Here is a 23,168-nt window from a genome sequence, read left to right on the forward strand (position 1 = left end):
GGTGTGAGCGTCGTGATGGAAGGGCGATGTCATGGTTGATCTATCCCGTCGAGGAATACTGACAGGCAGTTGGCGCAAAGCCAACAGCGGGCTCCGTCCGCCCTGGTCTGGGGACGAATCACACTTCCTGACGCACTGCATCCGTTGCGACGCCTGCATTCAGGCATGTGAAACCGACATTTTACAGCGGGGGCAGGGCGGCTATCCGGGCGTTAATTTTAAGCAGGGTGAATGCAGCTTTTGTTATGCCTGCGCGCAAGCCTGTCCTGAATCACTCTTCCTTCCGCGCCACACCAGGGCATGGGATCTGAACTTTACGATTGGGCAGAATTGTCTGGCGTATCAGTCCGTTGAGTGTCATCGCTGCCAGGATAGCTGCGAACCACTGGCGATAACGTTTCGCCCCACGCTGTCAGGCATTTATCAGCCGCAACTCGACAATCAGGCATGCAGCGGATGCGGGGCGTGTGTCGCTATTTGCCCGACATCAGCGATCAATGCGGAGTACAACCATGCAGCACAGTAACTGGCAGGTCTGTAGCCTGGTCGTCCAGGCCAAAAGTCAGCACATCACCGACATCAGCACGCAATTGCACCAGTTTCCGGGCTGTGAAGTCGCGCTGAGCGATGTCGACAGCGGTCAGTTGATCGTGGTGGTGGAAGCAGAACACAGCGGAACGCTGATGCAAACAATTGAGTCGGTACGCAACGTTGCGGGCGTGCTGGCGGTGTCGCTGGTTTATCACCAGCAGGATGAGCAAGGTGAGGAAACACCATGAAACTCAGTCGTCGTAGCTTTATGAAAGCTAACGCCGTTGCGGCCGCTGCGGCGGCTGCCGGGCTAAGCGTGCCGGGCGTCGCCCGCGCAGTGGTTGGTCAGCAGGAAGCCATCAAATGGGACAAAGCCCCGTGCCGTTTTTGCGGAACGGGTTGCGGCGTGCTGGTCGGTACTCAGCAGGGCCGTATTGTGGCCTGTCAGGGCGATCCTGATGCGCCGGTCAACCGTGGCCTTAACTGCATTAAGGGCTATTTCCTGCCCAAGATCATGTATGGCAAAGACCGTTTAACGCAGCCGATGCTGCGCATGAAAGACGGCCAGTACAACAAAGAAGGCGAATTTACCCCAATCAGTTGGGATCAGGCCTTCGATGTGATGGAAGAGAAATTTAAGGCCTCCCTGAAAGAAAAAGGGCCGGAAGCGATTGGTATGTTTGGTTCCGGGCAGTGGACGGTCTGGGAAGGTTATGCCGCCGCGAAGCTGTTCAAAGCCGGTTTCCGTTCCAACAATATCGACCCGAACGCGCGCCACTGCATGGCGTCGGCGGTGGTGGGCTTCATGCGTACTTTTGGTATGGATGAGCCGATGGGGTGCTACGACGATATCGAACAAGCCGACGCCTTTGTGCTATGGGGCTCTAACATGGCGGAGATGCACCCGATCCTGTGGTCGCGCATCACCAACCGCCGTCTGTCCGATCCGAACGTTAATGTCGCGGTTCTCTCAACCTTCCAGCATCGTAGCTTTGAGCTGGCGGATAACGGCATCGTCTTTACGCCGCAAAGCGATCTGGTGATCCTCAACTATATCGCCAATTACATCATTCAAAATAATGCGATAAATCAGGATTTCTTCAGCAAATACGTCAACCTGCGTAAAGGGACGACCGACATCGGTTATGGTCTGCGTCCAACGCACCCGCTGGAAAAAGCGGCGAAGAATCCGGGCTCCGACGCCTCTGAGCCGATGAGCTTCGACGAGTACAAAGCGTTTGTCGCGGAGTACACGCTGGAGAAAACCGCAGAAATGACCGGCGTGCCGAAAGATCAGCTGGAGCAGCTGGCGCAGCTGTATGCCGATCCGAAGAAAAAAGTGATCTCCTACTGGACGATGGGCTTTAACCAGCATACGCGTGGCGTATGGGCCAACAACCTGGTGTATAACCTGCACCTGTTGACCGGCAAGATCTCCCAGCCAGGCTGTGGTCCGTTCTCCCTGACCGGTCAGCCTTCCGCCTGTGGTACGGCGCGTGAAGTTGGGACATTCTCCCACCGCCTGCCTGCGGACATGGTGGTCACTAATGAAAAACACCGTGATATCTGCGAAAAACACTGGCAGATCCCAACGGGCACCATCCCGGCGAAAATCGGTCTGCACGCCGTAGCGCAGGATCGTGCGCTGAAAGACGGCAAGCTGAACGTCTACTGGGTGATGTGCAACAACAACATGCAGGCCGGGCCGAACATCAACGAAGAGCGTATGCCGGGCTGGCGCGATCCGCGTAACTTCGTCATCGTCTCCGATCCGTACCCGACCGTCAGCGCGCTGGCCGCTGACCTGATTCTGCCAACGGCGATGTGGGTGGAGAAAGAAGGGGCCTACGGTAACGCTGAGCGTCGTACCCAGTTCTGGCGTCAACAAATTAAAGCGCCGGGTGAAGCGAAATCAGACCTGTGGCAGCTGGTGCAGTTCGCTCGTCGTTTCAAAACGGAAGAGGTCTGGCCGGAAGATCTGCTGGCGCAAAAACCAGAACTGCGCGGCAAAACCCTCTACGACGTTCTGTTTGCCACGCCTGCGGTCAGCAAATTCCCGCTGACCGATCTGGCGGAAGACCAGCTGAACGATGAATCCCGTGAGCTGGGTTTCTACCTGCAAAAAGGGCTGTTTGAAGAGTACGCCTGGTTTGGTCGCGGACACGGCCACGATCTCGCGCCGTTCGATGATTATCACAAAGCGCGCGGTCTGCGCTGGCCGGTGGTTGACGGTAAAGAGACCCAGTGGCGTTACAGCGAAGGCCATGACCCGTATGTCAAAGCGGGAGAAGGCTACAAGTTTTACGGTAAGCCGGACGGCAAAGCGGTGATTTTCGCCCTGCCGTTTGAACCCGCCGCGGAAGCGCCGGATAAAGAGTATGACCTGTGGCTCTCTACCGGTCGCGTACTGGAGCACTGGCACACCGGCAGCATGACGCGCCGCGTGCCTGAGCTGCATCGCGCCTTCCCGGAAGCGGTGCTCTTTATTCATCCGCTGGACGCGAAAACGCGCGACCTGCGCCGTGGTGATAAGGTCAAAGTCATCTCCCGCCGTGGGGAAGTGATTTCGGTTGTTGAAACGCGCGGGCGTAACCGTCCGCCGCAGGGACTGGTGTACATGCCGTTCTTCGACGCCGCACAGCTGGTGAACAACCTGACGCTGGATGCGACGGACCCGCTCTCTAAAGAGACGGATTTCAAGAAGTGCGCCGTCAAACTGGCGAAGGTGTAACACACCATGTCCCGGTCAGCGAAACCCCAAAATGGCCGCCGCCGCTTTTTGCGCGATATGGTTCGCACGGCAGGCGGGCTGGCTGCCGTTGGCGTAGCGCTGGGGTTACAGCAGCAAACCGCTCGCGCAACGGGCGTGCGGTTGCGCCCGCCGGGGGCATTGAGTGAAGACGCGTTCGCCAGCGCCTGCGTGCGCTGCGGGCAGTGCGTTCAGGCATGTCCGTATGACACCCTGAAGCTGGCGACGCTGGCTTCGGGTTTGTCTGCCGGTACGCCTTACTTTGTCGCCCGCGATATTCCCTGCGAAATGTGTGAAGACATTCCATGCGCCAAAGTTTGCCCCAGTGGGGCGTTGGATCGAGAGATCGAATCCATTGACGATGCGCGCATGGGGCTGGCGGTACTGCTGGACCAGGAGAACTGCCTTAACTTCCAGGGACTGCGCTGCGATGTTTGTTATCGCGAGTGCCCAAAAATCGATGAGGCGATCACGCTGGAGCTGGATCGCAATATGCGTACCGGCAAACATGCGCGCTTTCTTCCCACCGTTCACAGCGACGCCTGCACCGGCTGCGGTAAATGCGAAAAAGTCTGTGTGCTGGAACAACCGGCGATAAAAGTGTTGCCGCTGTCGCTGGCGAAAGGGGAGTTGGGGCACCACTACCGCTTCGGCTGGCTGGAGGGGAAAGATGGCAAATCGTAAACGCGATGCCGGGCGCGAAGCGCGAGCGAAAAAAGGCTGGTGGCGCAGCCATCGCTGGCTGGTTTTGCGGCGGATAAGTCAGTTTCTGGTGCTGGGAATGTTTCTCAGTGGCCCGTGGGCGGGCGTCTGGATTCTGCACGGTAACTACAGCAGTAGCTTGTTGTTGGATACCATTCCTTTAACCGACCCGCTGATAACGTTGCAAAGCCTTGCCAGCGGGCATTTACCTGCCGCCGTTGCGCTGACTGGCGCCGCCATTATTACGGTGCTGTATGCCCTGGCAGGAAAGCGATTATTTTGCAGTTGGGTCTGTCCGCTGAACCCAATTACCGATTTTGCGAACTGGCTACGCAGAAGGTTTGACCTGAATCAGTCCGCAACGATTCCGCGTCATATACGGTACGTCCTTCTGGTTGTCGTGCTGGTGGGATCGGCGCTAACCGGAACGCTACTGTGGGAATGGATAAACCCGGTTTCCCTGCTGGGGCGTAGCCTGGTGATGGGATTCGGTAGCGGTGCACTGCTGATTATCGCTCTGTTTTTATTTGATTTACTGGTCGTTGAACACGGCTGGTGCGGACATATCTGCCCTTTGGGCGCGTTGTATGGCGTGCTGGGAAGTAAAGGCGCGCTAACGGTGGCGGCGAAAGATCGCGAGAAATGTAACCGCTGTATGGATTGTTTTCATGTTTGCCCGGAACCGCACGTCCTGCGTGCGCCGGTGCTGGATGAGCAAAGCCCGGTGCAGGTCACCAGCCGCGATTGCATGACGTGCGGTCGCTGCGTGGATGTCTGTTCTGAGGACGTATTTACAATAACAACACGATGGAGTTCGGGAGCGAAATCATGAAAAGCCATGACCTGAAGAAAGCGCTGTGTCAATGGACGGCCCTGCTTGCCCTGGTGGTGAGTGGTGCGGTTTGGGCAGCAAACGGAGTGGATCTGAGCCAGTCGCCGGAAGTTTCGGGGACGCAGGAAGGGGCGATTCGCATGCCGAAAGAGCAGGAACGTATGCCGCTGAACTATGTTAATCAGCCGCCGATGATCCCGCATAGCGTTGAAGGTTATCAGGTAACGACCAATACCAACCGCTGCCTGCAATGTCATGGTGTGGAAAGCTACCGTACGACCGGCGCGCCGCGTATTAGCCCAACGCACTTTATGGACAGCGACGGCAAAGTTTTAGGCGAAGTCGCGCCGCGTCGTTACTTCTGTTTGCAGTGCCATGTGCCGCAGGCGGATGCCGCGCCGATCGTGGGTAATACCTTTACTCCGTCGAAAGGTTACGGGAAATAAGAGGTCATTATGGAAAATTCTAACCGTAAACCTGGTGTGATTAAGCGGGTCTGGCAATGGTGGCGTCGCCCCAGCCGCCTGGCGATCGGCACGTTGCTGTTAATCGGTTTTGTTGGCGGCATTATTTTCTGGGGCGGTTTCAACACCGGGATGGAAAAGGCCAACACCGAAGAGTTCTGTATCAGCTGCCACGAAATGCGCAACACCGTCTATCAGGAATACATGGAAACCGTGCACTACAACAACCGCAGCGGTGTTCGCGCCACCTGTCCTGACTGTCACGTTCCGCACGAGTGGGGCCCGAAAATGATCCGTAAGATCAAGGCCAGTAAAGAGCTGTACGGGAAGGTGTTCGGCATTATCGATACTCCGCAGAAGTTTGAAGATCACCGTCTGACAATGGCGCAGAGCGAGTGGCGACGGATGAAAGACACCAATTCGCGGGAGTGCCGTAACTGCCACAACTTCGAATTTATGGATCTCACCGCTCAGAAAGGCGTTGCCGCCAAAATGCACGACCAGGCAGTGAAAGAGGGGCAAACCTGTATCGACTGCCACAAAGGGATTGCGCATAAACTCCCGGATATGCGCGAAGTGAAACCGGGCTTTTAATAATGAGTGGGTATGCTTGAAGCCAGAGAACTGCTCTGCGAGCGGGATGACAGAATACTGTTCAGTGGGCTGTCGTTTCGCGTGAACGCAGGGGAATGGGTACAAATTACCGGGGGCAACGGCGCGGGGAAAACCACCCTTTTGCGGTTGCTCACCGGGCTGGCGCGCCCCGACGCAGGGGAAGTGTGCTGGCAAGAGCAGGCGTTGCACCGCGTGCGCGACAGCTACCATCAAAATCTGTTGTGGATTGGACATCAGCCGGGGATTAAAACCCGGCTTTCGGCGTTGGAGAACCTGCGCTTTTTCCACCATGACGGCGATACGGCGCAGTGTCTGGCCGCGCTGGCGCAGGCGGGGCTGGCCGGATACGAAGACATCCCCGTCAACCAGCTTTCCGCTGGACAGCAACGGCGCGTGGCGCTGGCGCGTCTGTGGCTGACCCGCGCGACGCTCTGGATCCTCGACGAGCCGTTTACCGCCATTGATGTCAATGGCGTTGAGCGTCTGACGCAGCGCATGGCTGAACATACACAGCAGGGCGGGATCGTCATCCTCACCACGCACCAGCCGCTGAATGTCGCGACTGACAAAATACGGCGCATCGCGCTGACCGGCGAGAGGGCAGCGCAATGATGTGGCAAATCTTTCGTCTTGAGCTGCGCGTGGCGTTTCGTCATAGCGCGGAAATTGCTAACCCGCTGTGGTTCTTTCTGATTGTTATCACGCTTTTCCCACTGAGCATTGGCCCGGAGCCGCAGCTGCTGGCGCGCATTGTTCCCGGCATTATCTGGGTGGCGGCGTTGCTCTCCTCGCTGCTGGCGCTGGAGCGTCTGTTTCGCGATGACTTACAGGACGGCAGCCTGGAGCAACTGATGCTCCTGCCGCTGCCGTTACCGGCGGTGGTGCTGGCGAAAGTGATGGCGCACTGGGTGGTGACCGGTCTGCCGCTGCTGATCCTCTCCCCGCTGGTGGCGTTATTGCTGGGAATGGATATGTACGGCTGGCAAATCATGGCGCTGACTCTGCTGCTTGGCACGCCGACCCTGAGTTTTCTTGGCGCGCCGGGCGTGGGGTTAACGGTGGGCCTGAAGCGCGGCGGCGTATTGCTGAGCGTGCTGGTGCTGCCGCTGACCATTCCGTTACTGATTTTCGCCACTGCGGCGATGGATGCGGCCTCCATGCATTTGCCCGTTGAGGGATACATGGCGATTTTGGGCGCGTTGCTGGCGGGCAGCGCAACGTTAAGCCCTTTTGCTACGGCGGCAGCGTTACGTATCAGCATGCAGTAGCGCGGTCTTTGACTGGCGACAAACTGTAGGATGCCGGATGACGTTACGCTTATCAGGAAAGTCTGTAGGTCTGATAAGGCGTCTTTGCCGTCATCCGGCATAACTGAAGTTTCATTCGTTTTGATTGAATCTGGTGACTGAACTATGTGGAAAACTCTTCATCAACTGGCGATTCCCCCACGGCTTTATCAGATCTGTGGCTGGTTCATCCCGTGGCTGGCGATAGCCAGCGTGGTGGTGCTGGCGGCGGGCTGGGTCTGGGGGTTTGGCTTCGCGCCTGCGGATTATCAGCAGGGGCAAAGCTACCGCATCATCTACCTGCATGTCCCGGCGGCGATCTGGTCGATGGGGATTTACGCCTCGATGGCGGTTGCCGCATTCATCGGTCTGGTCTGGCAAATGAAAATGGCTAACCTGGCGGTGGCGGCGATGGCGCCTGTTGGCGCGGTGTTTACCTTTATCGCGCTGGTTACCGGTTCTGCCTGGGGAAAACCGATGTGGGGAACCTGGTGGGTATGGGACGCGCGATTGACCTCCGAACTGGTGCTGCTGTTCCTGTACGTCGGGGCGATAGCGTTGTGGCACGCCTTTGACGATCGCCGCCTGGCGGGGCGCGCTGCGGGCATTCTGGTGCTGATTGGCGTCGTTAATCTGCCGATCATCCACTACTCGGTGGAGTGGTGGAATACGCTACATCAGGGATCAACACGTATGCAGCAGAGCATTGACCCGGCGATGCGCGCGCCGCTGCGCCTGGCGATTATCGGTTATCTGCTGCTGTTTATCACGCTGGCGCTGATGCGGATGCGTAACCTGATTTTGTTAATGGAAAAACGTCGCCCGTGGGTGAGTGAACTGATTTTAAAAAGAGGCCGCCAATGACCAGCGCATTTGCATCCTGGAGTGATTTCTTTGCTATGGGCGGTTACGCCTTTTATGTCTGGCTGGCGGTTGTGATGACAGTGATCCCGCTGGCGGCGCTGGTGGTGCATACCGCCATGCAGCACCGCGTGATTTTGCGCGGTGTGGCGCAGCAGCGAGCGCGTGAAGCGCGGATGCGTGCGGCGCAGGCGCAGCGGGAGGCGGCATGAATATCCGTCGAAAAAATCGTTTGTGGATAGCCTGCGCGGTGCTGGCCGGTTTGGCTCTGACTATCACGCTGGTACTTTATGCGCTGCGTTCCAATATCGACCTGTTCTATACGCCAGGCGAAATTCTCTACGGTAAACGCGAAACGCACCAACTGCCTGAAGTGGGGCAACGCCTGCGCGTCGGTGGCATGGTCATGCCCGGAAGCGTGAAACGCGACCCGGATTCGCTGAAAGTGAATTTCAGCATCTACGACGCCGAAGGCGTGGTGGATGTGACGTACGAAGGCATTCTGCCGGATCTGTTCCGCGAAGGGCAGGGCGTGGTGGTGCAGGGGGAGCTGGGCGAGAAAAACCATGTGCAGGCGAAAGAGGTGCTCGCCAAACATGATGAAAACTATACCCCGCCGGAAGTTGAAAAAGCGATGCAGGAAAACCATCGTCGCCCGGAAAGCGTTTATAAGGATAAAGCATCATGATGCCTGAAATTGGCAACGCGCTGCTGTGTCTCGCACTCGGCGTGGCGCTGTTGCTGTCCGTTTATCCGCTGTGGGGCGTGGGGCGCGGCGATGTGCGCATGATGGCCTCGGCGAGGCCATTCTCCTGGCTGCTGTTTATCCTGGTGATGGGCGCGTTTCTGGTGCTGATCAATGCCTTCGTGGTGAATGATTTTACTGTTACCTATGTCGCCAGCAACTCCAACACGCAACTGCCGGTCTGGTATCGCGTCGCCGCGACCTGGGGAGCGCACGAAGGGTCGCTTCTGCTATGGGTATTGCTGATGAGCGGCTGGACGTTTGCCGTGGCCGTGTTCAGTCAGCGGATGCCGCTGGATATCGTCGCCCGCGTACTGGCGGTGATGGGAATGGTCAGCGTCGGTTTTCTGCTGTTTATTCTGTTCACCTCCAACCCGTTTTCCCGTACGTTGCCCAACTTTCCGATTGAAGGGCGCGACCTGAATCCGCTGTTGCAGGACCCGGGGCTGATCTTCCACCCGCCGCTGCTCTATATGGGCTATGTCGGTTTCTCGGTGGCGTTTGCGTTCGCGATCGCCGCGCTGATGAGTGGGCGTCTGGACAGCACCTTTGCCCGCTTTTCCCGTCCCTGGACGCTGGCCGCATGGGTATTCTTAACGCTGGGTATCGTGCTTGGCTCTGCCTGGGCCTATTACGAGCTGGGCTGGGGCGGCTGGTGGTTCTGGGACCCGGTGGAAAACGCCTCATTTATGCCGTGGCTGGTGGGCACCGCGTTGATGCACTCCCTGGCGGTGACTGAACAGCGCGCCAGCTTCAAAGCCTGGACGCTCCTGCTTTCAATATGCGCCTTCTCACTCTGCCTGCTCGGTACTTTCCTGGTGCGTTCTGGCGTGCTGGTGTCGGTGCATGCTTTTGCCTCCGACCCATCGCGCGGGATGTTTATTCTCGCCTTTATGGTACTGGTGATCGGCGGTTCGCTGCTGCTGTTCGCGACGCGCGGACACAAGGTTCGCTCGCGGGTGAATAACGCGCTCTGGTCGCGTGAGTCACTGCTGTTAGCCAATAACGTCCTGCTTATCGCCGCCATGCTGGTGGTGTTGCTGGGAACATTGCTGCCGCTGGTGCATAAACAGCTCGGTCTGGGCAGTATTTCAATCGGCGAACCGTTCTTTAATACCATGTTCACCTGGCTGATGGCGCCGTTCGCGCTGCTGCTGGGCATCGGGCCGCTGGTTCGCTGGGGACGTGACAGACCGCGCAAGTTGCAGCGGTTGTTGGTTATCGCGCTGGTGAGCACGTTAGTGCTGTCGATGCTGCTGCCGTGGCTGTTTGAAGACAAGATTGTCGCCATGACGGTGGTCGGGCTGGCGATGGCGTGCTGGGTATTTGTGCTGGCGGTAGCGGAAGTCGCGCAGCGCGTTTCGCGCGGTACGAAAATGACGCTCAGCTACTGGGGAATGGTCGCCGGGCATGTTGGGCTGGCGGTGACGATTGTCGGCATCGCGTTTAGCCAAAACTACAGCGTGGAACGTGATGTCCGCATGAAAGCGGGCGACAGCGTCAGCATCCACGACTATCAATTCACCTTCCGTGAAGTGAAGGAGATTACCGGCCCGAACTATCGCGGCGGGGTGGCGATTATCGGCGTGACGCGGGAAGGTAAAGCAGAAGCGACGCTGCATGCGGAAAAACGTTTTTATAACAGCACCAGCTCAATGATGACGGAAGCGGCGATCGATGGCGGGATCACCCGCGATCTGTATGCCGCTCTCGGCGAAGAGTTGGACAATGGCGCATGGGCGGTGCGCCTGTATTACAAACCGTTTATTCGCTGGATCTGGGCGGGAGGGCTGTTGATGGCGCTTGGCGGGTTGTTCTGCCTGTTTGATCCGCGCTATCGCCAGCGTTCATGCCCGCAAAAAACCGCGCCGGAGGCTGTATGAAGCGCAACGTACTGTTAATACCTTTCGTCATTTTTCTGGTTATTGCGGCGGCGTTGCTGTGGCAGTTGGCGCGTAATGCGGAAGGGGACGATCCGACGAATCTGGAATCGGCGCTGATTGGCAAACCGGTGCCGACCTTCCGTCTCGAATCGCTGGAAAATCCTGGTCAGCATTATCAGGCAGACGTGCTGACGCAGGGGAAACCGGTGCTGCTTAACGTGTGGGCGACCTGGTGCCCGACCTGCCGCGCTGAACATCAGTATCTGAATCAGCTGTCTGCGCAGGGAATTCGCGTGGTTGGTCTGAATTACAAAGACGATCGCCAGAAAGCGATTACCTGGCTGAAAGAGTTAGGGAATCCTTATGCGTTAAGCCTGTTTGATGGCGACGGTATGCTTGGGCTGGATCTGGGCGTTTACGGCGCGCCGGAAACCTTCCTGATCGACGGTAAAGGGATCATTCGTTATCGCCATGCAGGCGATCTGAACGCCAGAGTATGGGAAAGTGAAATAAAACCGCTCTGGGAGCAGTACAGCAAGGAGGCCGCGCAATGAGATTCTTACTGGGCGTGCTGATGCTGGTGATCTCCGGCTCGTCGCTGGCTGCCATTGATGTTATGCAGTTCAAAGATGAAGCGCAGGAGCAGCAGTTCCGCCAGCTCACCGAGCAGCTGCGCTGCCCGAAATGCCAGAACAACAGCATCGCGGACTCTAACTCGATGATTGCCACCGACCTGCGTCAGAAGGTTTATGAACTGATGCAGGAAGGTAAAAGCAAGCAGGAGATCGTTGATTACATGGTGGCGCGCTACGGTAACTTCGTCACCTACGATCCGCCGCTGACGCCGCTTACCGTGCTGTTGTGGATCTTGCCGATCGCCGCTATTGGCGCTGGCGGCTGGATTATCTTCGCCCGTTCGCGGCGGCGCGTACGTGTTAAACAGGAAACCTTTTCTGATGAGGTGACGCCGAAGGGACGCCAGGCCGGATTATGGCTGTTTGCTCCCGGGGTTGTGATCGCGCTGATTGTCGGGGCGGTAAGTTACTACCAGACCGGTAACTATCAGCAGGTAAAAATCTGGCAACAGGCTACGGCGCAGACGCCAGCGCTGCTGGAGCGTGCGCTGAACCCTGACGCGCAGCCGCTGAATGAAGAAGAGATGACACGCCTGGCGCTTGGTTTGCGTACCCGACTGCAAAGCGATGCTGGCAATGTGGAAGGCTGGATTATGCTTGGGCGTATCGGCATGGTGCTGGGGAATGCCAGCACGGCGACGGAAGCGTATGCCAATGCGTACAGACTGGATCCCAAAAATAGCGATGCCGCATTAGGGTATGCGGAAGCGCTGACCCGTTCTTCCGATCCTGATGATAATCGTCGGGGAGGGGAGCTGTTGCGCCAGTTGGTGAGAAGCGATCATGCCAACATTCGGACGTTGAGTATGTATGCGTTTAATGCCTTCGAGCAGCAGCGTTTCGGCGAGGCGGTCGCAGCCTGGGAGATGATGCTGAAATTGCTGCCCGCCAATGATTCCCGCCGGGCAGTGATTGAACGCAGTATTAAGCAGGCATTAGCGCAGCTTTCGCCGCAGGCGGAATAAATGAGTGTGGCAAGGCCGGATAGTACTTGCCACGCGACTTGTAGGCCCGATAAGCGTAGCGCCATCGGGCATATCTTGTTACTGCATTCCGCGTGTTTGTAAAAAGAGAATGGTCGCCGCGACGCGCGAGCGCACGTTCAGCTTTCGCAGTAAATTACGAATATGCACCTTAACCGTCTGCTCAGAAATATTCAGCACGGAGGCAATCTGTTTGTTCGACAGCCCCTGAGCCAGTTCGTGCAGCACGTCCAGTTCGCGTTCAGTGAGCACGCTAAAGGGATCTTCCTCTGCGCCAAACAGTTCCCGTTCGCGCAGGTATTCGCTGACGCGATCGCTGAATACCTTGCCGCCGTTGGCGCCAGCACGAATCGCTTCCAGCAGCACTTCCGGGTCGCTGTCTTTCAGTAAATAGCCATCCGCCCCGGCATCAATCAGCGCGTACACGTCACTGGCAGAGTCGGAAACCGTCAGGATAATGATCTGTGCGGTGACGCCATCCCGACGCAGCGCATTCAACGTATCAAGCCCGCTCAGGCCTTTCATATTCAGGTCAAGCAGGATCAGATCAAGATCGAGACGGCTTGCCAGATCGATAGCACTCGCCCCATCGCCAGCTTCGGCAACGACATTAAATGCGGTATCCAGTTCCAGTAATTGACGAATACCTCGTCGCATAAGTGGATGATCGTCCACAATAAGCACCTGAAAAGGCGTTGCTTCAGGCATACTATTCTCCTGAGTACATACTCGTATCATTATTGTTTTTAGCGCGAAAATCGTCCAGATTCATCGCGTTGATGAGAGAATAAATTTTACCCTATTTTGGGCATGGGTAAGTAGTAAAACCTTTTGATTATGCGGTGTTAGCACAGTACTGGAAGGGAACGGCAGACATAAAAAAACCAACCGTAAGAGGTTGGTTTTTCTAAGGGATTTTGGTCGGCACGAGAGGATTTGAACCTCCGACCCCCGACACCCCATGACGGTGCGCTACCAGGCTGCGCTACGTGCCGACTTGTGGATGCCAATACTACCGCTTTCCACCACGAATGCAAGGGGATGTCTTGCTAACTGATTTATAATTAATCAGTTAGCAATGAATCGTTTCTCGTCGGTCAGTACCTGCAACAACAGGCTCAGCTGCGGCTTCTGGTCTTTGATCTTCTCGCCGTGTAGATCGTACGTCTGATAGGTGCCGTTATTGTTCAGTACCAGCGTCATTTCCGGCGTGGTAATCGCCAGCGTACTGCCGTCCGCCGCGGTCACCCAGTAATGGCGGCGCGTGGCATTGAACAGATCCTGTCCCTGCGAGTACTCATTGGCTGGCGTACTGACGTGCAGCAGTCGCTGCATCAGCGTCGTCATCAAATCCGTATGGTCGGTCAGAGTGTTGATTCGCTGCGCTGGCGTGCCCGGCCAGTGAATGATCAACGGCACTTGCAGATGGCCGCGAGACCAGGCGAAATGGCTCTCTTCCTGCGCTAACGGTACGCCGCGACCGCCCGTAATGATCACCACGGTGTTGTTGAGTTTCCCTGCGTCACGCAGTGCGCTGAGCACCCGGTTAATCTGGGCATCCACGTTCTCTGCGGCGCGGGCATACCGTTTCGCAAAGTCTTTCTGGTTGCTGTCGTCAACGTTTGTGCCGTTGAAGGAAACCCATGAGAACCAGCGGTTATCTTCCTGGGCGTAACGTCCTAACCAGTTAATCCACTGGCTCGCCGTCTGCTCGTCGGACTGCGTTTGCACGGTTGGCATGGAGAAGTCAGACAGCAGCGCCTGGCGGTAGAGCGGGCTGGTGAAGCCGTCAGAAGAGAATAACCCTAACTGATAGCCTTGCTGGTTCAGCGCCGAGATCAGCGCGGCAGGCGTTCTGGTTGACAGAATACCGTCCATATAGCTGGGCGATACGCCATAGAACAGACCAAATATTCCATTGTCAGACGTGTTGCCTGAACTCATGTGGCGCGTGAACGACGTATTCTGTTCGGCGAATGCGGCCAACGCGGGCATCTGTTTTTCATAGCGGGAGTAGTTCAGCGCGTCGACCGTAATTAACAGTACGTTCTGGCCGGTACCCATGTCGCGATATTGCAAATCGCTCAGCGGATACTGAACGGAAACGGCTTCCGGGTTGCCTTGTTCCACCAGACGGCGCTGATACTCCTGCGCATCCAGCAGGCCATGTTTTTCCAAAAAACGGCGCGCCGTCATCGGGTATGACAGCGGTAAATTCGCGCGCTGCATGGTGATCGGGCGATAGAAGTTGGCGTCTGCCCAGATATACACCACATGCGAAGCGATAAATGAGACGAAAAAGAACGCGGCAAGCGGTTTGGCGAAATGGCGGCGTCGCGTCAGGCTGCGCAGCTTTTGCCAGCTCCAGGTCGCAAACAGCATTTCGATTAACAGGATGACCGGCACGCTAATAAACATCAGTTGCCAGTCGCGCGCCATCTCGTTCTGATCGGGGTTAATGACCAGTTCCCAGACAATGGGATTCAGGTGCAGGTGGAAGCGGGTAAAAACTTCGCTGTCGATCAGCAACAGCGTCATACCCGCCGTTGCCAGGATGGCTGACAAAAAACGCATCAGCCGCTGGGACATGACAATAAATGTCAGAGGAAACAGGATCAGCAGGTAGGCGGCGAACACCAGAAAGCTGAAGTGCCCGACAATGCTCAGGTACGAGTAAATACGCCCTGCAAGCGTTGTCGGCCAGTCTGCGACAAACAGGTAACGGCTACCGAGCACCATGGCCAGCAGAATGTTGAACAGTGCAAACCAGTGCCCCCAGCTAACCATCTGGGAGACTTTTTCACGGTAGCGCTGACGATGAGTTACCATAAATAGCCGTTCGTTTCCCTTAATGCGCTTTGTCGTCGTTAATTGAAGACTGTAATGCGCGGGCAAAAGAGTTCGCAATCGCCTGGCGTTGAGCCGGTGCGATGCTGGTGTTGATAAGGTTGGTGACCATGTTTCCCAGCACCATCAGGGAAAGGTCGGTCGGTGCCTTATGTTTTTCCAGTACGTTGAGCAGGTCACTCAGTAATTGTTCAACGTGTTCGTCACTATAGCGGGAGTGTTGTGGCATAAATCGCAATCAGTTTGTTCATGAAAGGGCAACATATTACCGTAGCAACAGTTTTTTTTCTGCTTTTTTATCTCCTGTTGCGTCACCGCCCGTCAGGTGATTGAATACCGCCCGGTCATAAAGGAGAGTTTATCATGAGTCTGGATATCAACCAGATTGCCCTGCACCAGCTTATCAAACGTGATGAGCAAAATCTTGAGCTGGTCTTGCGCGATTCATTACTGGAGCCGACAACCACCGTTGTCGATATGGTGGCTGAACTGCACCGGGTCTATAGCGCCAAGAACAAAGCGTACGGCCTGTTCAGCGAAGAGAGTGAACTGGCGCAAACGCTGCGGTTGCAGCGTCAGGGCGAGGAGGATTTTCTTGCCTTTAGCCGTGCGGCGACCGGCCGTTTACGCGACGAACTGGCGAAATACCCGTTTGCGGACGGCGGTATTGTCCTGTTCTGCCATTACCGTTATCTGGCGGTGGAGTATCTGCTGGTGGCGGTGCTGAACAACTTAAGCAGCATGCGCGTGAATGAGAACCTGGATATCAACCCGACGCACTATCTGGATATTAACCATGCGGATATTGTGGCGCGTATCGATTTGACCGAATGGGAAACGAACCCGGAATCCACCCGTTATCTGACCTTCCTGAAAGGCCGGGTAGGGCGCAAAGTGGCCGATTTCTTTATGGATTTCCTGGGCGCCAGCGAAGGGCTGAACGCGAAAGCGCAAAACCGGGGGCTGTTGCAGGCGGTGGACGATTTCACCGCAGAAGCGCAACTGGACAAAGCTGAACGTCAGAATGTCCGTCAGCAGGTGTACAGCTACTGCAATGAGCAATTGCAGTCTGGTGAAGAGATTGAGCTTGAATCGCTGTCGAAAGAGTTATCCGGCGTCAGCGAAGTCAGCTTCAGAGAATTTACCGCTGACAAAGGCTATGAGCTGGAAGAGAGTTTCCCGGCGGACCGCAGCACGCTGCGTCAGCTGACGAAATATGCCGGGAGCGGCGGTGGGTTAACCATCAACTTCGACGCCATGCTGTTAGGTGAGCGGATTTTCTGGGACCCGGCGACCGATACGCTGACGATCAAGGGAACGCCGCCAAACTTGCGCGATCAGCTCCAGCGTCGGACGTCCGGCGGTAATTAACGGTTTTGACGTTATGTGTTGTAACGCCGGATAGCGGTGCAGGCACCTTATTCGGCTTACGGTTCATCGCCTTGTCGCGCACCATAAAAAAACCCCGCCGTGGCGGGGTTTTTCTTCAACTTGTTGGCGATTACGCGCGAACGAAGTCGATGTGAGTCAGCTTCGGCTTGAACGCGTGACGCTGTACAGCCTGAGCTTTAACTTTTACTTCTTTACCGTCAACAACGATGGTCAGAACTTCGCTGTAGAACTCAGCTTTAGCTTGCATGTTCATAACCTGGTCGTGGTCCAGTTCGATAGCAATCGGGGCTTCAGCGCCACCGTAGATGATTGCCGGGAACTTGTTAGCGGCGCGCAGGCGGCGGCTCGCACCCTTACCCTGCTCTTTACGTACTTCTGCGTTGATAGTAAACATTTAAAATCTCTCTTAAATAATTCCTGTTACAGGCGACCCAGCAACAGGTAAGTGATCTGCTTTGCGTATGCAAAAGCGGGCGAGATTCTATACTCAAATGGCTATCACATCAATCAAAAGTACGATTAACCGCGCAATTCATGTGCCCGCCGGAAGCGGCCTTCATAATCGAAGACTTTTTCGCGCACCTGCCAGTACTGGCCTTTCATGCGGGCGACGACAAAATCAGGGTGGCGAAGCAGCGCCTGTTGCGCCAGGATATCCGCCGCAGCGATCCAGCGTAACGGAATACCCGGCGTGCGGGTATGCGGGCGAATAAACAACTGTTCAAAGGCGGTGCGTTGAGCGGGCGTCTGCAATCGGAAGCGCTCACTCACATCGGCGCCGTCCTCATCGTAGTAGGTGATTTTCAGCCATTCGCCTTTCTCATCATGCCCGTGTTGTAACGCCATCCCGCTACAGCGCAATACCAGCGCATCTTTGAGTTTTAGCGCCGCTTTCAGCATATCGTCCGGGTCAACCAGAATCGTGTCGCACTCCCGGCAGCGCCGGGCGGCGATATCGTTTTCCGCGTTGCATTGCGGGCAGTTTTTAAAGCGGAAGCGAAAATCGCACTGTTCGCGATGCCCGTCATCATCTTCAAACCAGCCCTGGCAGCGGCGACCGAAATGCTCAATCAGCGTGCCGTCAGCGGTGGTTTTCCCCCAGAAGGTATTGGCGAACCCGCAGGCAGGGCAGAACACCTGCACGGGAACGTTGTCACTTTTGCCTTTTGGCGTGCCCACTTCCGGCGCATACAGATCGTGCGGGTTTCCGGCATAGTCGAGGATCAGACAGTCGGTTTTTCCAGGCGCAAGCCGCAGACCGCGCCCCACGATTTGTTGGTAAAGACTGACTGACTCTGTCGGGCGCAGGATAGCGATAAGATCGACATGCGGCGCGTCAAACCCGGTCGTCAGCACGGCGACGTTCACCAGATAACGAAAGCGCTGGGCTTTGAAATCGTTAATCATCACGTCGCGCTCTGCGCCCGGCGTGTCCCCGGTAATCAGCGCCGCATCATCGGCGGGCAGCAAACCCACAATCTCTTTGGCATGTTCGACGGTGGCGGCGAAAATCATCACCCCTTTGCGGGTTTGGGCAAATTCAACAATCTGGCTGATGATGTGCGGGGTCACGCGCTGCTGCTTTTTCAGCTCGCGATTGAGGTCAGCTTCGCTGAACAGGCCGTTACTCTGTGCCTGCAGGCGGCTAAAATCATACTGCACCACGGGCATATCCAGACGCTCCGGCGGCGTCAGATAACCATGCTTAATCATGTAGCGCAGCGGTAACTCATAAATGCAGTCGCGAAAGAGCGCTTTTTCGTCGCCGCGCACCATGCCGTGGTAATGGAAATGATAAATCCAGCCTTTGCCTAGCCGGAAAGGGGTGGCCGTCAGGCCGAGCAGGCGTAAGTGGGGATTCACTTTACTCAGGTGCGCCAGGATTTGCTGATACTGACTCTCTTCATCGTCGCCGATGCGGTGACATTCATCGACAATCAACAGCGAAAACTCGCCCTGGAAGGCGTCAAGGTTACGGGCGACCGACTGCACGCTGCCAAACACCACCTTGCCGTGGCTCTCTTTACGCTTCAGACCGGCGGCGAAAATGTCGGCCTCCAGCCCCAGCGCGCAATATTTGGCATGGTTTTGCGCGACCAGCTCTTTTACATGCGCCAGCACCAGCACGCGCCCACGCGCCACTCGCGCCAGCTCGGCAATCACCAGACTTTTGCCTGCGCCGGTTGGCAGGACAATCACGGCAGGCGTGCGGTGGCGGCGAAAATGGTTGAGCGTGGCATCCACGGCTTCTTGCTGGTAAGGGCGAAGTGTAAAAATCATGGTCTCACTACGATGAACGGTACAGGGAATAGTATGCCATGAATCATTTCCCTTGAGCGATGGTTAGAGCCCGTTATACTGGATGGACAACGGCTTCATTTTTCGGGCGTTATGCCCGATTTCCGTATTATTACAGGCAAAATCAAACTCATGCGACTTGATAAATTTATCGCTCAGCAACTCGGCGTCAGCCGTGCTATTGCCGGGCGTGAGATTCGTAGTAACCGTGTTACCGTCGATGGCGAAATCATCCGAAACGCGGCGTTTAAACTCCTGCCAGAACATAATGTCGAGTACGATGGCAACACGCTGGTTCAGCAAAATGGCCCGCGCTACTTTATGCTTAATAAGCCTCAGGGCTATGTCTGTTCAACGGACGACCCGGATCATCCCACGGTACTCTATTTCCTTGATGAACCTGTCGCGTACAAGCTGCATGCCGCCGGGCGGCTGGATATCGACACCACGGGACTGGTGTTGATGACGGATGATGGCCAGTGGTCACACCGGATCACCTCTCCGCGCCATCATTGCGAGAAAACCTATCTGGTCACGCTGGAATCGCCGGTAGCTGCGGATACCGCCGAACAGTTTTCCAAAGGCGTGCAACTGCATAATGAGAAAGATCTCACCAAACCGGCCGTGCTGGAGGTGATCACCCCGACGCAGGTGCGTCTGACCATTAGCGAAGGGCGCTACCACCAGGTGAAGCGGATGTTCGCCGCCGTGGGGAACCATGTTGTCGAACTGCACCGCGAACGCATCGGCGCAATTGTGCTGGATGACGACCTCGAACCTGGCGAGTATCGCCCGTTGACCGAAGAAGAAATCGCCAGCGTCGGTTTATAGACCCGGTGAGCCAGGCGCTTTACGTCCCGCTAAATTCAGGAGTTCATTTGTGACCACCCGGCAGCACTCATCCTTTGCCATTGTTTTTATCCTTGGCCTGTTAGCCATGCTGATGCCGCTGTCGATTGATATGTATCTTCCGGCGCTGCCGGTGATTTCTGCCCAGTTTGGCGTACCGGCGGGCAGCGCGCAGATGACCCTCAGTACCTATATTCTGGGGTTCGCCGTGGGGCAGCTTATTTACGGCCCGATGGCGGACAGTCTCGGGCGCAAGCCGGTGATCCTCGGCGGGACGCTGGTGTTTGCGGCGGCGGCGGTGGCATGCGCGCTGGCGCAGACTATCGACCAGTTGATCATCATGCGTTTCTTCCACGGTCTTGCCGCCGCTGCGGCGAGCGTGGTGATCAATGCCCTGATGCGCGATATCTACCCGAAAGAAGAGTTCTCCCGCATGATGTCATTCGTCATGCTGGTAACGACAATCGCGCCGCTGATGGCGCCGATTATTGGTGGGTGGGTTCTGGTGTGGTTGAGCTGGCATTACATCTTCTGGATTCTGGCGGTGGCGGCGATTCTGGCATCGGTGATGATTTTCTTGTTGATTAACGAGACGCTTCCCGTTGAACGCCGTCAGCCGTTCCATATTCGTACCACGATAGGGAACTTTGCCTCGCTGTTCCGACACAAACGCGTACTGAGCTATATGCTGGCCAGCGGATTTAGCTTTGCGGGAATGTTCTCGTTCCTCAGCGCCGGCCCGTTTGTGTATATCGAGATTAACCATGTGTCGCCGCAGCATTTTGGCTATTACTTTGCGCTGAACATTGTGTTCTTGTTTGTGATGACCATTATCAACAGCCGCTTCGTGCGCCGGGTTGGGGCGTTGAATATGTTCCGTACCGGGCTATGGATTCAGTTTGTGATGGCGGCCTGGATGGTATTCAGCGCGCTGTTTGGCGTGGGCTTTTGGGCGCTGGTGGTTGGCGTCGCGGCGTTTGTCGGATGCGTTTCTATGGTCTCTTCAAACGCGATGGCCGTTATTCTGGATGAATTTCCGCATATGGCGGGCACCGCCTCGTCGCTGGCCGGTACGTTCCGGTTTGGCATTGGCGCGATTGTCGGGGCGCTGCTGTCGCTGGCAACCTTTACCTCCGCCTGGCCGATGATTTGGTCGATTGCTTTCTGCGCAACCTGCTCCATTCTCTTCTATCTCTACGCCAGCCGCCCGAAAAAACGGTGATCTAATACACAACATGGAAGCCGGAAGGCTTCCTTTGTTGACGTACATCAACGTCAAATCCATCATTTTTTCCATTTATGTTTATTTTATGTAAAATCAATTTATGTAAAAAGTCACATCATTGTAGTTAAAAAGGTTGAGTTAGATCGCAGAAACGGGTACATATAGCCCGCAAATACGTCCGGCACTGGCAAAAAATATTTTAATAACGGGCTGTACAGGCCGCTCAGACCAGGGATGTAAGCGTTTTCGATCTGTTTAAGGACGGGTTGTCAATGATGTGTTAATATGGATGTAAATAAATTGTGAAGTGAATGTGCTTCCGGGGAAAGAAAGTGACTACATTACAACTCTCAATCATTCATCGTTTACCGCAGAACTATCGGTGGTCAACGGGTTTTGCAGGTTCAAAAGTTGAACCGATTCCGCAAAACGGGCAGAACACAGAAAACAGTCTGGTGGCGCTCAAACTCCTGAGTCCCGATGGCGACAGCGCATGGCCGGTGATGCATACACTTAGCCAGGCGCTTAGCGACATCGAAGTGCCTTGCTCCGTTCTGGAGTGCGAAGGCGAGCCGTGCCTGTTTGTTAATCGTCAGGACGAATTTGCCGCGACCTGCCGCCTGAAAAATTTCGGCGTAGCGATAGCGGAACCCTTTTCGAACAACAATCCTTTTTGAGCGTCAGCTTAGCGCGAGCAACTGACGCGTATACTCCTGTTGCGGTGCGGTAAAGACACGCTCACATTGCCCCTGTTCCACCACTTCTCCTTGTCGCAGTACAATGACCTGATGGCATAATGCGCGCACAACATGCAGATCGTGGCTGATGAAAATGTAAGCCAGGCGATGCTTTTGTTGTAAAGATTTCAACAGCGCCAGGATTTGTGCCTGAACCGTTCTGTCCAGCGATGATGTCGGTTCATCCAGAATAATCAGCGACGGTTTCAGTATTAGCGCCCTGGCGATAGCGATACGCTGGCGCTGGCCACCGGAAAATTCCGCCGGGTAACGATGGCGCGTCTCAGCATCCAGACCCACTTCCTTCATGACGGCGATAACCTGTTCTTCGCGCTGCCCGGCAGAAAGGACCGGTTGATGAACGCGTAAGCCTTCTTCAATAATTTGCAGTACGTTGAGGCGGGGGTTCAGCGATGAGTTCGGGTCCTGAAATACCACCTGAATACGGTGACGAACCGGCAGCAACTGACGGCGGGTTAAATTTTGCAACGGCTGGCCGTCAAAAGTGATGCTGCCCTGCGAGCGAATCAACCGCAGTAAGGCCAGACCGGTAGTGCTTTTTCCTGACCCGGATTCACCGACCAGCCCCAGCGTTTCACCGGGTCGAAGCGCGAAACTCACCTCGTTAACCACGACGTTATGATCCACCACGCGTTTCAGAACCCCTTTTCGAATCGGGAATGCGACGCGAAGCTGGTTCACTTCCAGCAGCGGCGACGACTCACCGGGCAATGGAACCGGGGAGCCGGTGGGTTCGCTGTTCAGCAACTTCTGCGTATAGGGATGCTCAGGCGTGCTAAGCAACGGCAACGCACGGTTTTGCTCCACGCATCGTCCGTTTTGCATCACCGCCACGGTGTCCGCCAGTTTTTTCACAATGCTGAGATTATGGGTGATAAACAGCATACCCATATTCAGTTCGCGTTGCAGTTCACGCAGCAGTTGCAGGATTTGCGCCTGTACGGAGACATCCAGAGCGGTCGTGGGTTCATCGGCGATTAACAGTTCAGGATGCGTGAGCAACGCCATTGCGATCATCACGCGCTGGCGTTCGCCGCCTGAGAGTTGATGGGGATAATCGCTCAGCCGTTTCGCGGCCTGACGAATCCCTACGCGATCCAGGCAGCTCAGGATTTCGGCCCTGGCGGCCTCACGGCGCATTCCCCGGTGCAGGGACAGCACTTCGTAGAGCTGTTTTTCCAGCGTATGCAACGGGTTTAGCGATACCATCGGTTCCTGAAAAATCATGGCGATTTTATTGCCCCGCACGCCGCGCAGCGTCTGCTCGCTGGCGTGGAGCAATGACTCGCCATGAAAACGGATATCGCCCGCGAGATACACCGCAGGTGGAGAGGGCAGCAACCGCAGAATCGACAGCGCGGTGACGCTTTTACCGGAGCCGGATTCGCCCACCAGCGCCAGCGTTTCGCCTGCGTCAACCTGTAGAGAGATGTCGTTAACAACCGTGCGCACGTTCTCCTGATGGCGAAAACCTACCGATAAATTCTCAATAGTTAACAGAGGATGCGTCATC

At 56.0% G+C, this 23,168-nt stretch carries 25 protein-coding genes and 1 tRNA gene; 19 read left to right on the forward strand and 7 right to left on the reverse strand.

Annotated elements, in window-relative coordinates; translation table 11 throughout:
- Positions 1–31: 31 nt before the first annotated feature.
- The 15 genes from napF to OGX80_RS17940 all read left to right on the forward strand — a co-directional run bounded on the left by napF (position 32) and on the right by OGX80_RS17940 (position 12,268).
- On the forward strand, positions 32–526 hold the full coding sequence (napF, locus tag OGX80_RS17870; RefSeq protein ID WP_024130164.1) for a ferredoxin-type protein NapF: 495 nt from the start codon (positions 32–34) through the stop codon (positions 524–526).
- The gene (napD, locus tag OGX80_RS17875; protein WP_012131547.1) at positions 513–779 is read left to right on the forward strand and encodes a chaperone NapD; all 267 of its coding nucleotides are present in this window, start codon (positions 513–515) and stop codon (positions 777–779) included. The genes napF and napD overlap by 14 nt, the downstream gene beginning before the upstream one ends.
- Complete coding sequence (gene napA, locus OGX80_RS17880) at positions 776–3,262, forward strand: nitrate reductase catalytic subunit NapA (protein WP_012131548.1); 2,487 nt, start codon at positions 776–778, stop codon at positions 3,260–3,262. The genes napD and napA overlap by 4 nt, the downstream gene beginning before the upstream one ends.
- Positions 3,263–3,268: 6 nt before the next feature.
- Positions 3,269–3,964 carry a ferredoxin-type protein NapG gene (gene napG / locus OGX80_RS17885; RefSeq protein WP_024130165.1) on the forward strand — a complete coding sequence of 232 codons (696 nt, stop codon included), beginning with the start codon at positions 3,269–3,271 and terminating at the stop codon, positions 3,962–3,964.
- A complete protein-coding gene (napH, locus tag OGX80_RS17890) occupies positions 3,951–4,814 on the forward strand; it encodes a quinol dehydrogenase ferredoxin subunit NapH (RefSeq protein WP_047462425.1) in 864 nt (287 codons plus the stop codon). Before napG ends, napH begins: the two co-directional genes overlap by 14 nt.
- Positions 4,811–5,260, forward strand: coding sequence for a nitrate reductase cytochrome c-type subunit (gene napB, locus OGX80_RS17895; RefSeq protein WP_024130166.1), 450 nt, complete (start codon positions 4,811–4,813; stop codon positions 5,258–5,260). Before napH ends, napB begins: the two co-directional genes overlap by 4 nt.
- A gap of 9 nt (positions 5,261–5,269) precedes the next feature.
- The gene (napC, locus tag OGX80_RS17900) at positions 5,270–5,872 is read left to right on the forward strand and encodes a cytochrome c-type protein NapC (protein WP_012131552.1); all 603 of its coding nucleotides are present in this window, start codon (positions 5,270–5,272) and stop codon (positions 5,870–5,872) included.
- Positions 5,873–5,878: 6 nt separating this feature from the next.
- A complete protein-coding gene (gene ccmA / locus OGX80_RS17905; RefSeq protein ID WP_102949630.1) occupies positions 5,879–6,505 on the forward strand; it encodes a cytochrome c biogenesis heme-transporting ATPase CcmA in 627 nt (208 codons plus the stop codon).
- A complete protein-coding gene (gene ccmB, locus OGX80_RS17910) occupies positions 6,502–7,161 on the forward strand; it encodes a heme exporter protein CcmB (RefSeq protein ID WP_012131555.1) in 660 nt (219 codons plus the stop codon). The genes ccmA and ccmB overlap by 4 nt, the downstream gene beginning before the upstream one ends.
- Positions 7,162–7,305: 144 nt before the next feature.
- Entirely contained in the window at positions 7,306–8,043 is a 738-nt protein-coding gene (locus OGX80_RS17915) for a heme ABC transporter permease (protein WP_012131556.1), read from the forward strand.
- Complete coding sequence (gene ccmD / locus OGX80_RS17920; protein ID WP_012131557.1) at positions 8,040–8,252, forward strand: heme exporter protein CcmD; 213 nt, start codon at positions 8,040–8,042, stop codon at positions 8,250–8,252. Before OGX80_RS17915 ends, ccmD begins: the two co-directional genes overlap by 4 nt.
- On the forward strand, positions 8,249–8,728 hold the full coding sequence (ccmE, locus tag OGX80_RS17925; RefSeq protein ID WP_012131559.1) for a cytochrome c maturation protein CcmE: 480 nt from the start codon (positions 8,249–8,251) through the stop codon (positions 8,726–8,728). Before ccmD ends, ccmE begins: the two co-directional genes overlap by 4 nt.
- Positions 8,725–10,668 carry a heme lyase CcmF/NrfE family subunit gene (locus tag OGX80_RS17930; RefSeq protein ID WP_047462438.1) on the forward strand — a complete coding sequence of 648 codons (1,944 nt, stop codon included), beginning with the start codon at positions 8,725–8,727 and terminating at the stop codon, positions 10,666–10,668. The genes ccmE and OGX80_RS17930 overlap by 4 nt, the downstream gene beginning before the upstream one ends.
- A complete protein-coding gene (dsbE, locus tag OGX80_RS17935) occupies positions 10,665–11,222 on the forward strand; it encodes a thiol:disulfide interchange protein DsbE (protein ID WP_012131561.1) in 558 nt (185 codons plus the stop codon). The genes OGX80_RS17930 and dsbE overlap by 4 nt, the downstream gene beginning before the upstream one ends.
- Entirely contained in the window at positions 11,219–12,268 is a 1,050-nt protein-coding gene (locus tag OGX80_RS17940; RefSeq protein ID WP_114848230.1) for a cytochrome c-type biogenesis protein CcmH, read from the forward strand. Before dsbE ends, OGX80_RS17940 begins: the two co-directional genes overlap by 4 nt.
- A 78-nt stretch (positions 12,269–12,346) precedes the next feature.
- Here the strand turns inward: OGX80_RS17940 and narP are convergent, their stop codons facing one another.
- The 4 genes from narP to OGX80_RS17960 all read right to left on the reverse strand — a co-directional run bounded on the left by narP (position 12,347) and on the right by OGX80_RS17960 (position 15,362).
- Complete coding sequence (gene narP / locus OGX80_RS17945) at positions 12,347–12,994, reverse strand: nitrate/nitrite response regulator protein NarP (RefSeq protein ID WP_012131563.1); 648 nt, start codon at positions 12,992–12,994, stop codon at positions 12,347–12,349.
- Between the two features lie 210 nt (positions 12,995–13,204).
- A tRNA-Pro gene (locus OGX80_RS17950) sits at positions 13,205–13,281 on the reverse strand.
- Between the two features lie 73 nt (positions 13,282–13,354).
- Entirely contained in the window at positions 13,355–15,115 is a 1,761-nt protein-coding gene (yejM, locus tag OGX80_RS17955) for an LPS biosynthesis-modulating metalloenzyme YejM (RefSeq protein ID WP_012131564.1), read from the reverse strand.
- Positions 15,116–15,134: 19 nt separating this feature from the next.
- Positions 15,135–15,362, reverse strand: coding sequence for a YejL family protein (locus OGX80_RS17960; protein WP_012131565.1), 228 nt, complete (start codon positions 15,360–15,362; stop codon positions 15,135–15,137).
- Positions 15,363–15,496: 134 nt separating this feature from the next.
- Here OGX80_RS17960 and yejK point away from each other — a divergent pair, with 134 nt between their 5' ends.
- The gene (gene yejK / locus OGX80_RS17965; RefSeq protein ID WP_012131566.1) at positions 15,497–16,504 is read left to right on the forward strand and encodes a nucleoid-associated protein YejK; all 1,008 of its coding nucleotides are present in this window, start codon (positions 15,497–15,499) and stop codon (positions 16,502–16,504) included.
- Positions 16,505–16,634: 130 nt separating this feature from the next.
- Here the strand turns inward: yejK and rplY are convergent, their stop codons facing one another.
- The gene (rplY, locus tag OGX80_RS17970; protein ID WP_012131568.1) at positions 16,635–16,919 is read right to left on the reverse strand and encodes a 50S ribosomal protein L25; all 285 of its coding nucleotides are present in this window, start codon (positions 16,917–16,919) and stop codon (positions 16,635–16,637) included.
- Between the two features lie 125 nt (positions 16,920–17,044).
- A complete protein-coding gene (gene radD, locus OGX80_RS17975) occupies positions 17,045–18,805 on the reverse strand; it encodes a DNA repair helicase RadD (protein WP_047462446.1) in 1,761 nt (586 codons plus the stop codon).
- A 150-nt stretch (positions 18,806–18,955) separates the two neighbouring features.
- Here radD and rsuA point away from each other — a divergent pair, with 150 nt between their 5' ends.
- From rsuA to OGX80_RS17990, 3 genes are all read left to right on the forward strand, one after another.
- Positions 18,956–19,654, forward strand: coding sequence for a 16S rRNA pseudouridine(516) synthase RsuA (rsuA, locus tag OGX80_RS17980; RefSeq protein ID WP_115182319.1), 699 nt, complete (start codon positions 18,956–18,958; stop codon positions 19,652–19,654).
- Positions 19,655–19,703: 49 nt separating this feature from the next.
- Positions 19,704–20,894 carry a Bcr/CflA family multidrug efflux MFS transporter gene (locus OGX80_RS17985; RefSeq protein WP_024130168.1) on the forward strand — a complete coding sequence of 397 codons (1,191 nt, stop codon included), beginning with the start codon at positions 19,704–19,706 and terminating at the stop codon, positions 20,892–20,894.
- A 335-nt stretch (positions 20,895–21,229) separates the two neighbouring features.
- Positions 21,230–21,574, forward strand: a complete 345-nt coding sequence (locus OGX80_RS17990) for a YejG family protein (RefSeq protein ID WP_024130169.1) — start codon at positions 21,230–21,232, stop codon at positions 21,572–21,574.
- 3 nt (positions 21,575–21,577) lie between these two features.
- On the opposite strand, the gene yejF is transcribed toward OGX80_RS17990, so the two are convergent.
- Positions 21,578–23,167: a microcin C ABC transporter ATP-binding protein YejF gene (yejF, locus tag OGX80_RS17995; protein WP_115181383.1), complete on the reverse strand. Its 1,590-nt coding sequence runs from the start codon at positions 23,165–23,167 to the stop codon at positions 21,578–21,580.
- Between the last annotated feature and the right edge of the window lies 1 nt (position 23,168).

Source organism: Citrobacter sp. CK194, from assembly GCF_030333395.1.
GTDB classification, from domain to species: domain Bacteria; phylum Pseudomonadota; class Gammaproteobacteria; order Enterobacterales; family Enterobacteriaceae; genus Citrobacter_B; species Citrobacter_B koseri.

Coding starts and splice junctions, on each gene's coding strand:
- napF (WP_024130164.1), top strand. CDS start 32: ATGGTTGATCTATCCCGTCGAGGAATACTGACAGGCAGTTGGCGCAAA.
- napD (WP_012131547.1), top strand. CDS start 513: ATGCAGCACAGTAACTGGCAGGTCTGTAGCCTGGTCGTCCAGGCCAAA.
- napA (WP_012131548.1), top strand. CDS start 776: ATGAAACTCAGTCGTCGTAGCTTTATGAAAGCTAACGCCGTTGCGGCC.
- napG (WP_024130165.1), top strand. CDS start 3,269: ATGTCCCGGTCAGCGAAACCCCAAAATGGCCGCCGCCGCTTTTTGCGC.
- napH (WP_047462425.1), top strand. CDS start 3,951: ATGGCAAATCGTAAACGCGATGCCGGGCGCGAAGCGCGAGCGAAAAAA.
- napB (WP_024130166.1), top strand. CDS start 4,811: ATGAAAAGCCATGACCTGAAGAAAGCGCTGTGTCAATGGACGGCCCTG.
- napC (WP_012131552.1), top strand. CDS start 5,270: ATGGAAAATTCTAACCGTAAACCTGGTGTGATTAAGCGGGTCTGGCAA.
- ccmB (WP_012131555.1), top strand. CDS start 6,502: ATGATGTGGCAAATCTTTCGTCTTGAGCTGCGCGTGGCGTTTCGTCAT.
- OGX80_RS17915 (WP_012131556.1), top strand. CDS start 7,306: ATGTGGAAAACTCTTCATCAACTGGCGATTCCCCCACGGCTTTATCAG.
- ccmD (WP_012131557.1), top strand. CDS start 8,040: ATGACCAGCGCATTTGCATCCTGGAGTGATTTCTTTGCTATGGGCGGT.
- ccmE (WP_012131559.1), top strand. CDS start 8,249: ATGAATATCCGTCGAAAAAATCGTTTGTGGATAGCCTGCGCGGTGCTG.
- OGX80_RS17930 (WP_047462438.1), top strand. CDS start 8,725: ATGATGCCTGAAATTGGCAACGCGCTGCTGTGTCTCGCACTCGGCGTG.
- dsbE (WP_012131561.1), top strand. CDS start 10,665: ATGAAGCGCAACGTACTGTTAATACCTTTCGTCATTTTTCTGGTTATT.
- OGX80_RS17940 (WP_114848230.1), top strand. CDS start 11,219: ATGAGATTCTTACTGGGCGTGCTGATGCTGGTGATCTCCGGCTCGTCG.
- narP (WP_012131563.1), bottom strand. CDS start 12,994: ATGCCTGAAGCAACGCCTTTTCAGGTGCTTATTGTGGACGATCATCCA.
- yejM (WP_012131564.1), bottom strand. CDS start 15,115: ATGGTAACTCATCGTCAGCGCTACCGTGAAAAAGTCTCCCAGATGGTT.
- OGX80_RS17960 (WP_012131565.1), bottom strand. CDS start 15,362: ATGCCACAACACTCCCGCTATAGTGACGAACACGTTGAACAATTACTG.
- yejK (WP_012131566.1), top strand. CDS start 15,497: ATGAGTCTGGATATCAACCAGATTGCCCTGCACCAGCTTATCAAACGT.
- rplY (WP_012131568.1), bottom strand. CDS start 16,919: ATGTTTACTATCAACGCAGAAGTACGTAAAGAGCAGGGTAAGGGTGCG.
- radD (WP_047462446.1), bottom strand. CDS start 18,805: ATGATTTTTACACTTCGCCCTTACCAGCAAGAAGCCGTGGATGCCACG.
- rsuA (WP_115182319.1), top strand. CDS start 18,956: ATGCGACTTGATAAATTTATCGCTCAGCAACTCGGCGTCAGCCGTGCT.
- yejF (WP_115181383.1), bottom strand. CDS start 23,167: ATGACGCATCCTCTGTTAACTATTGAGAATTTATCGGTAGGTTTTCGC.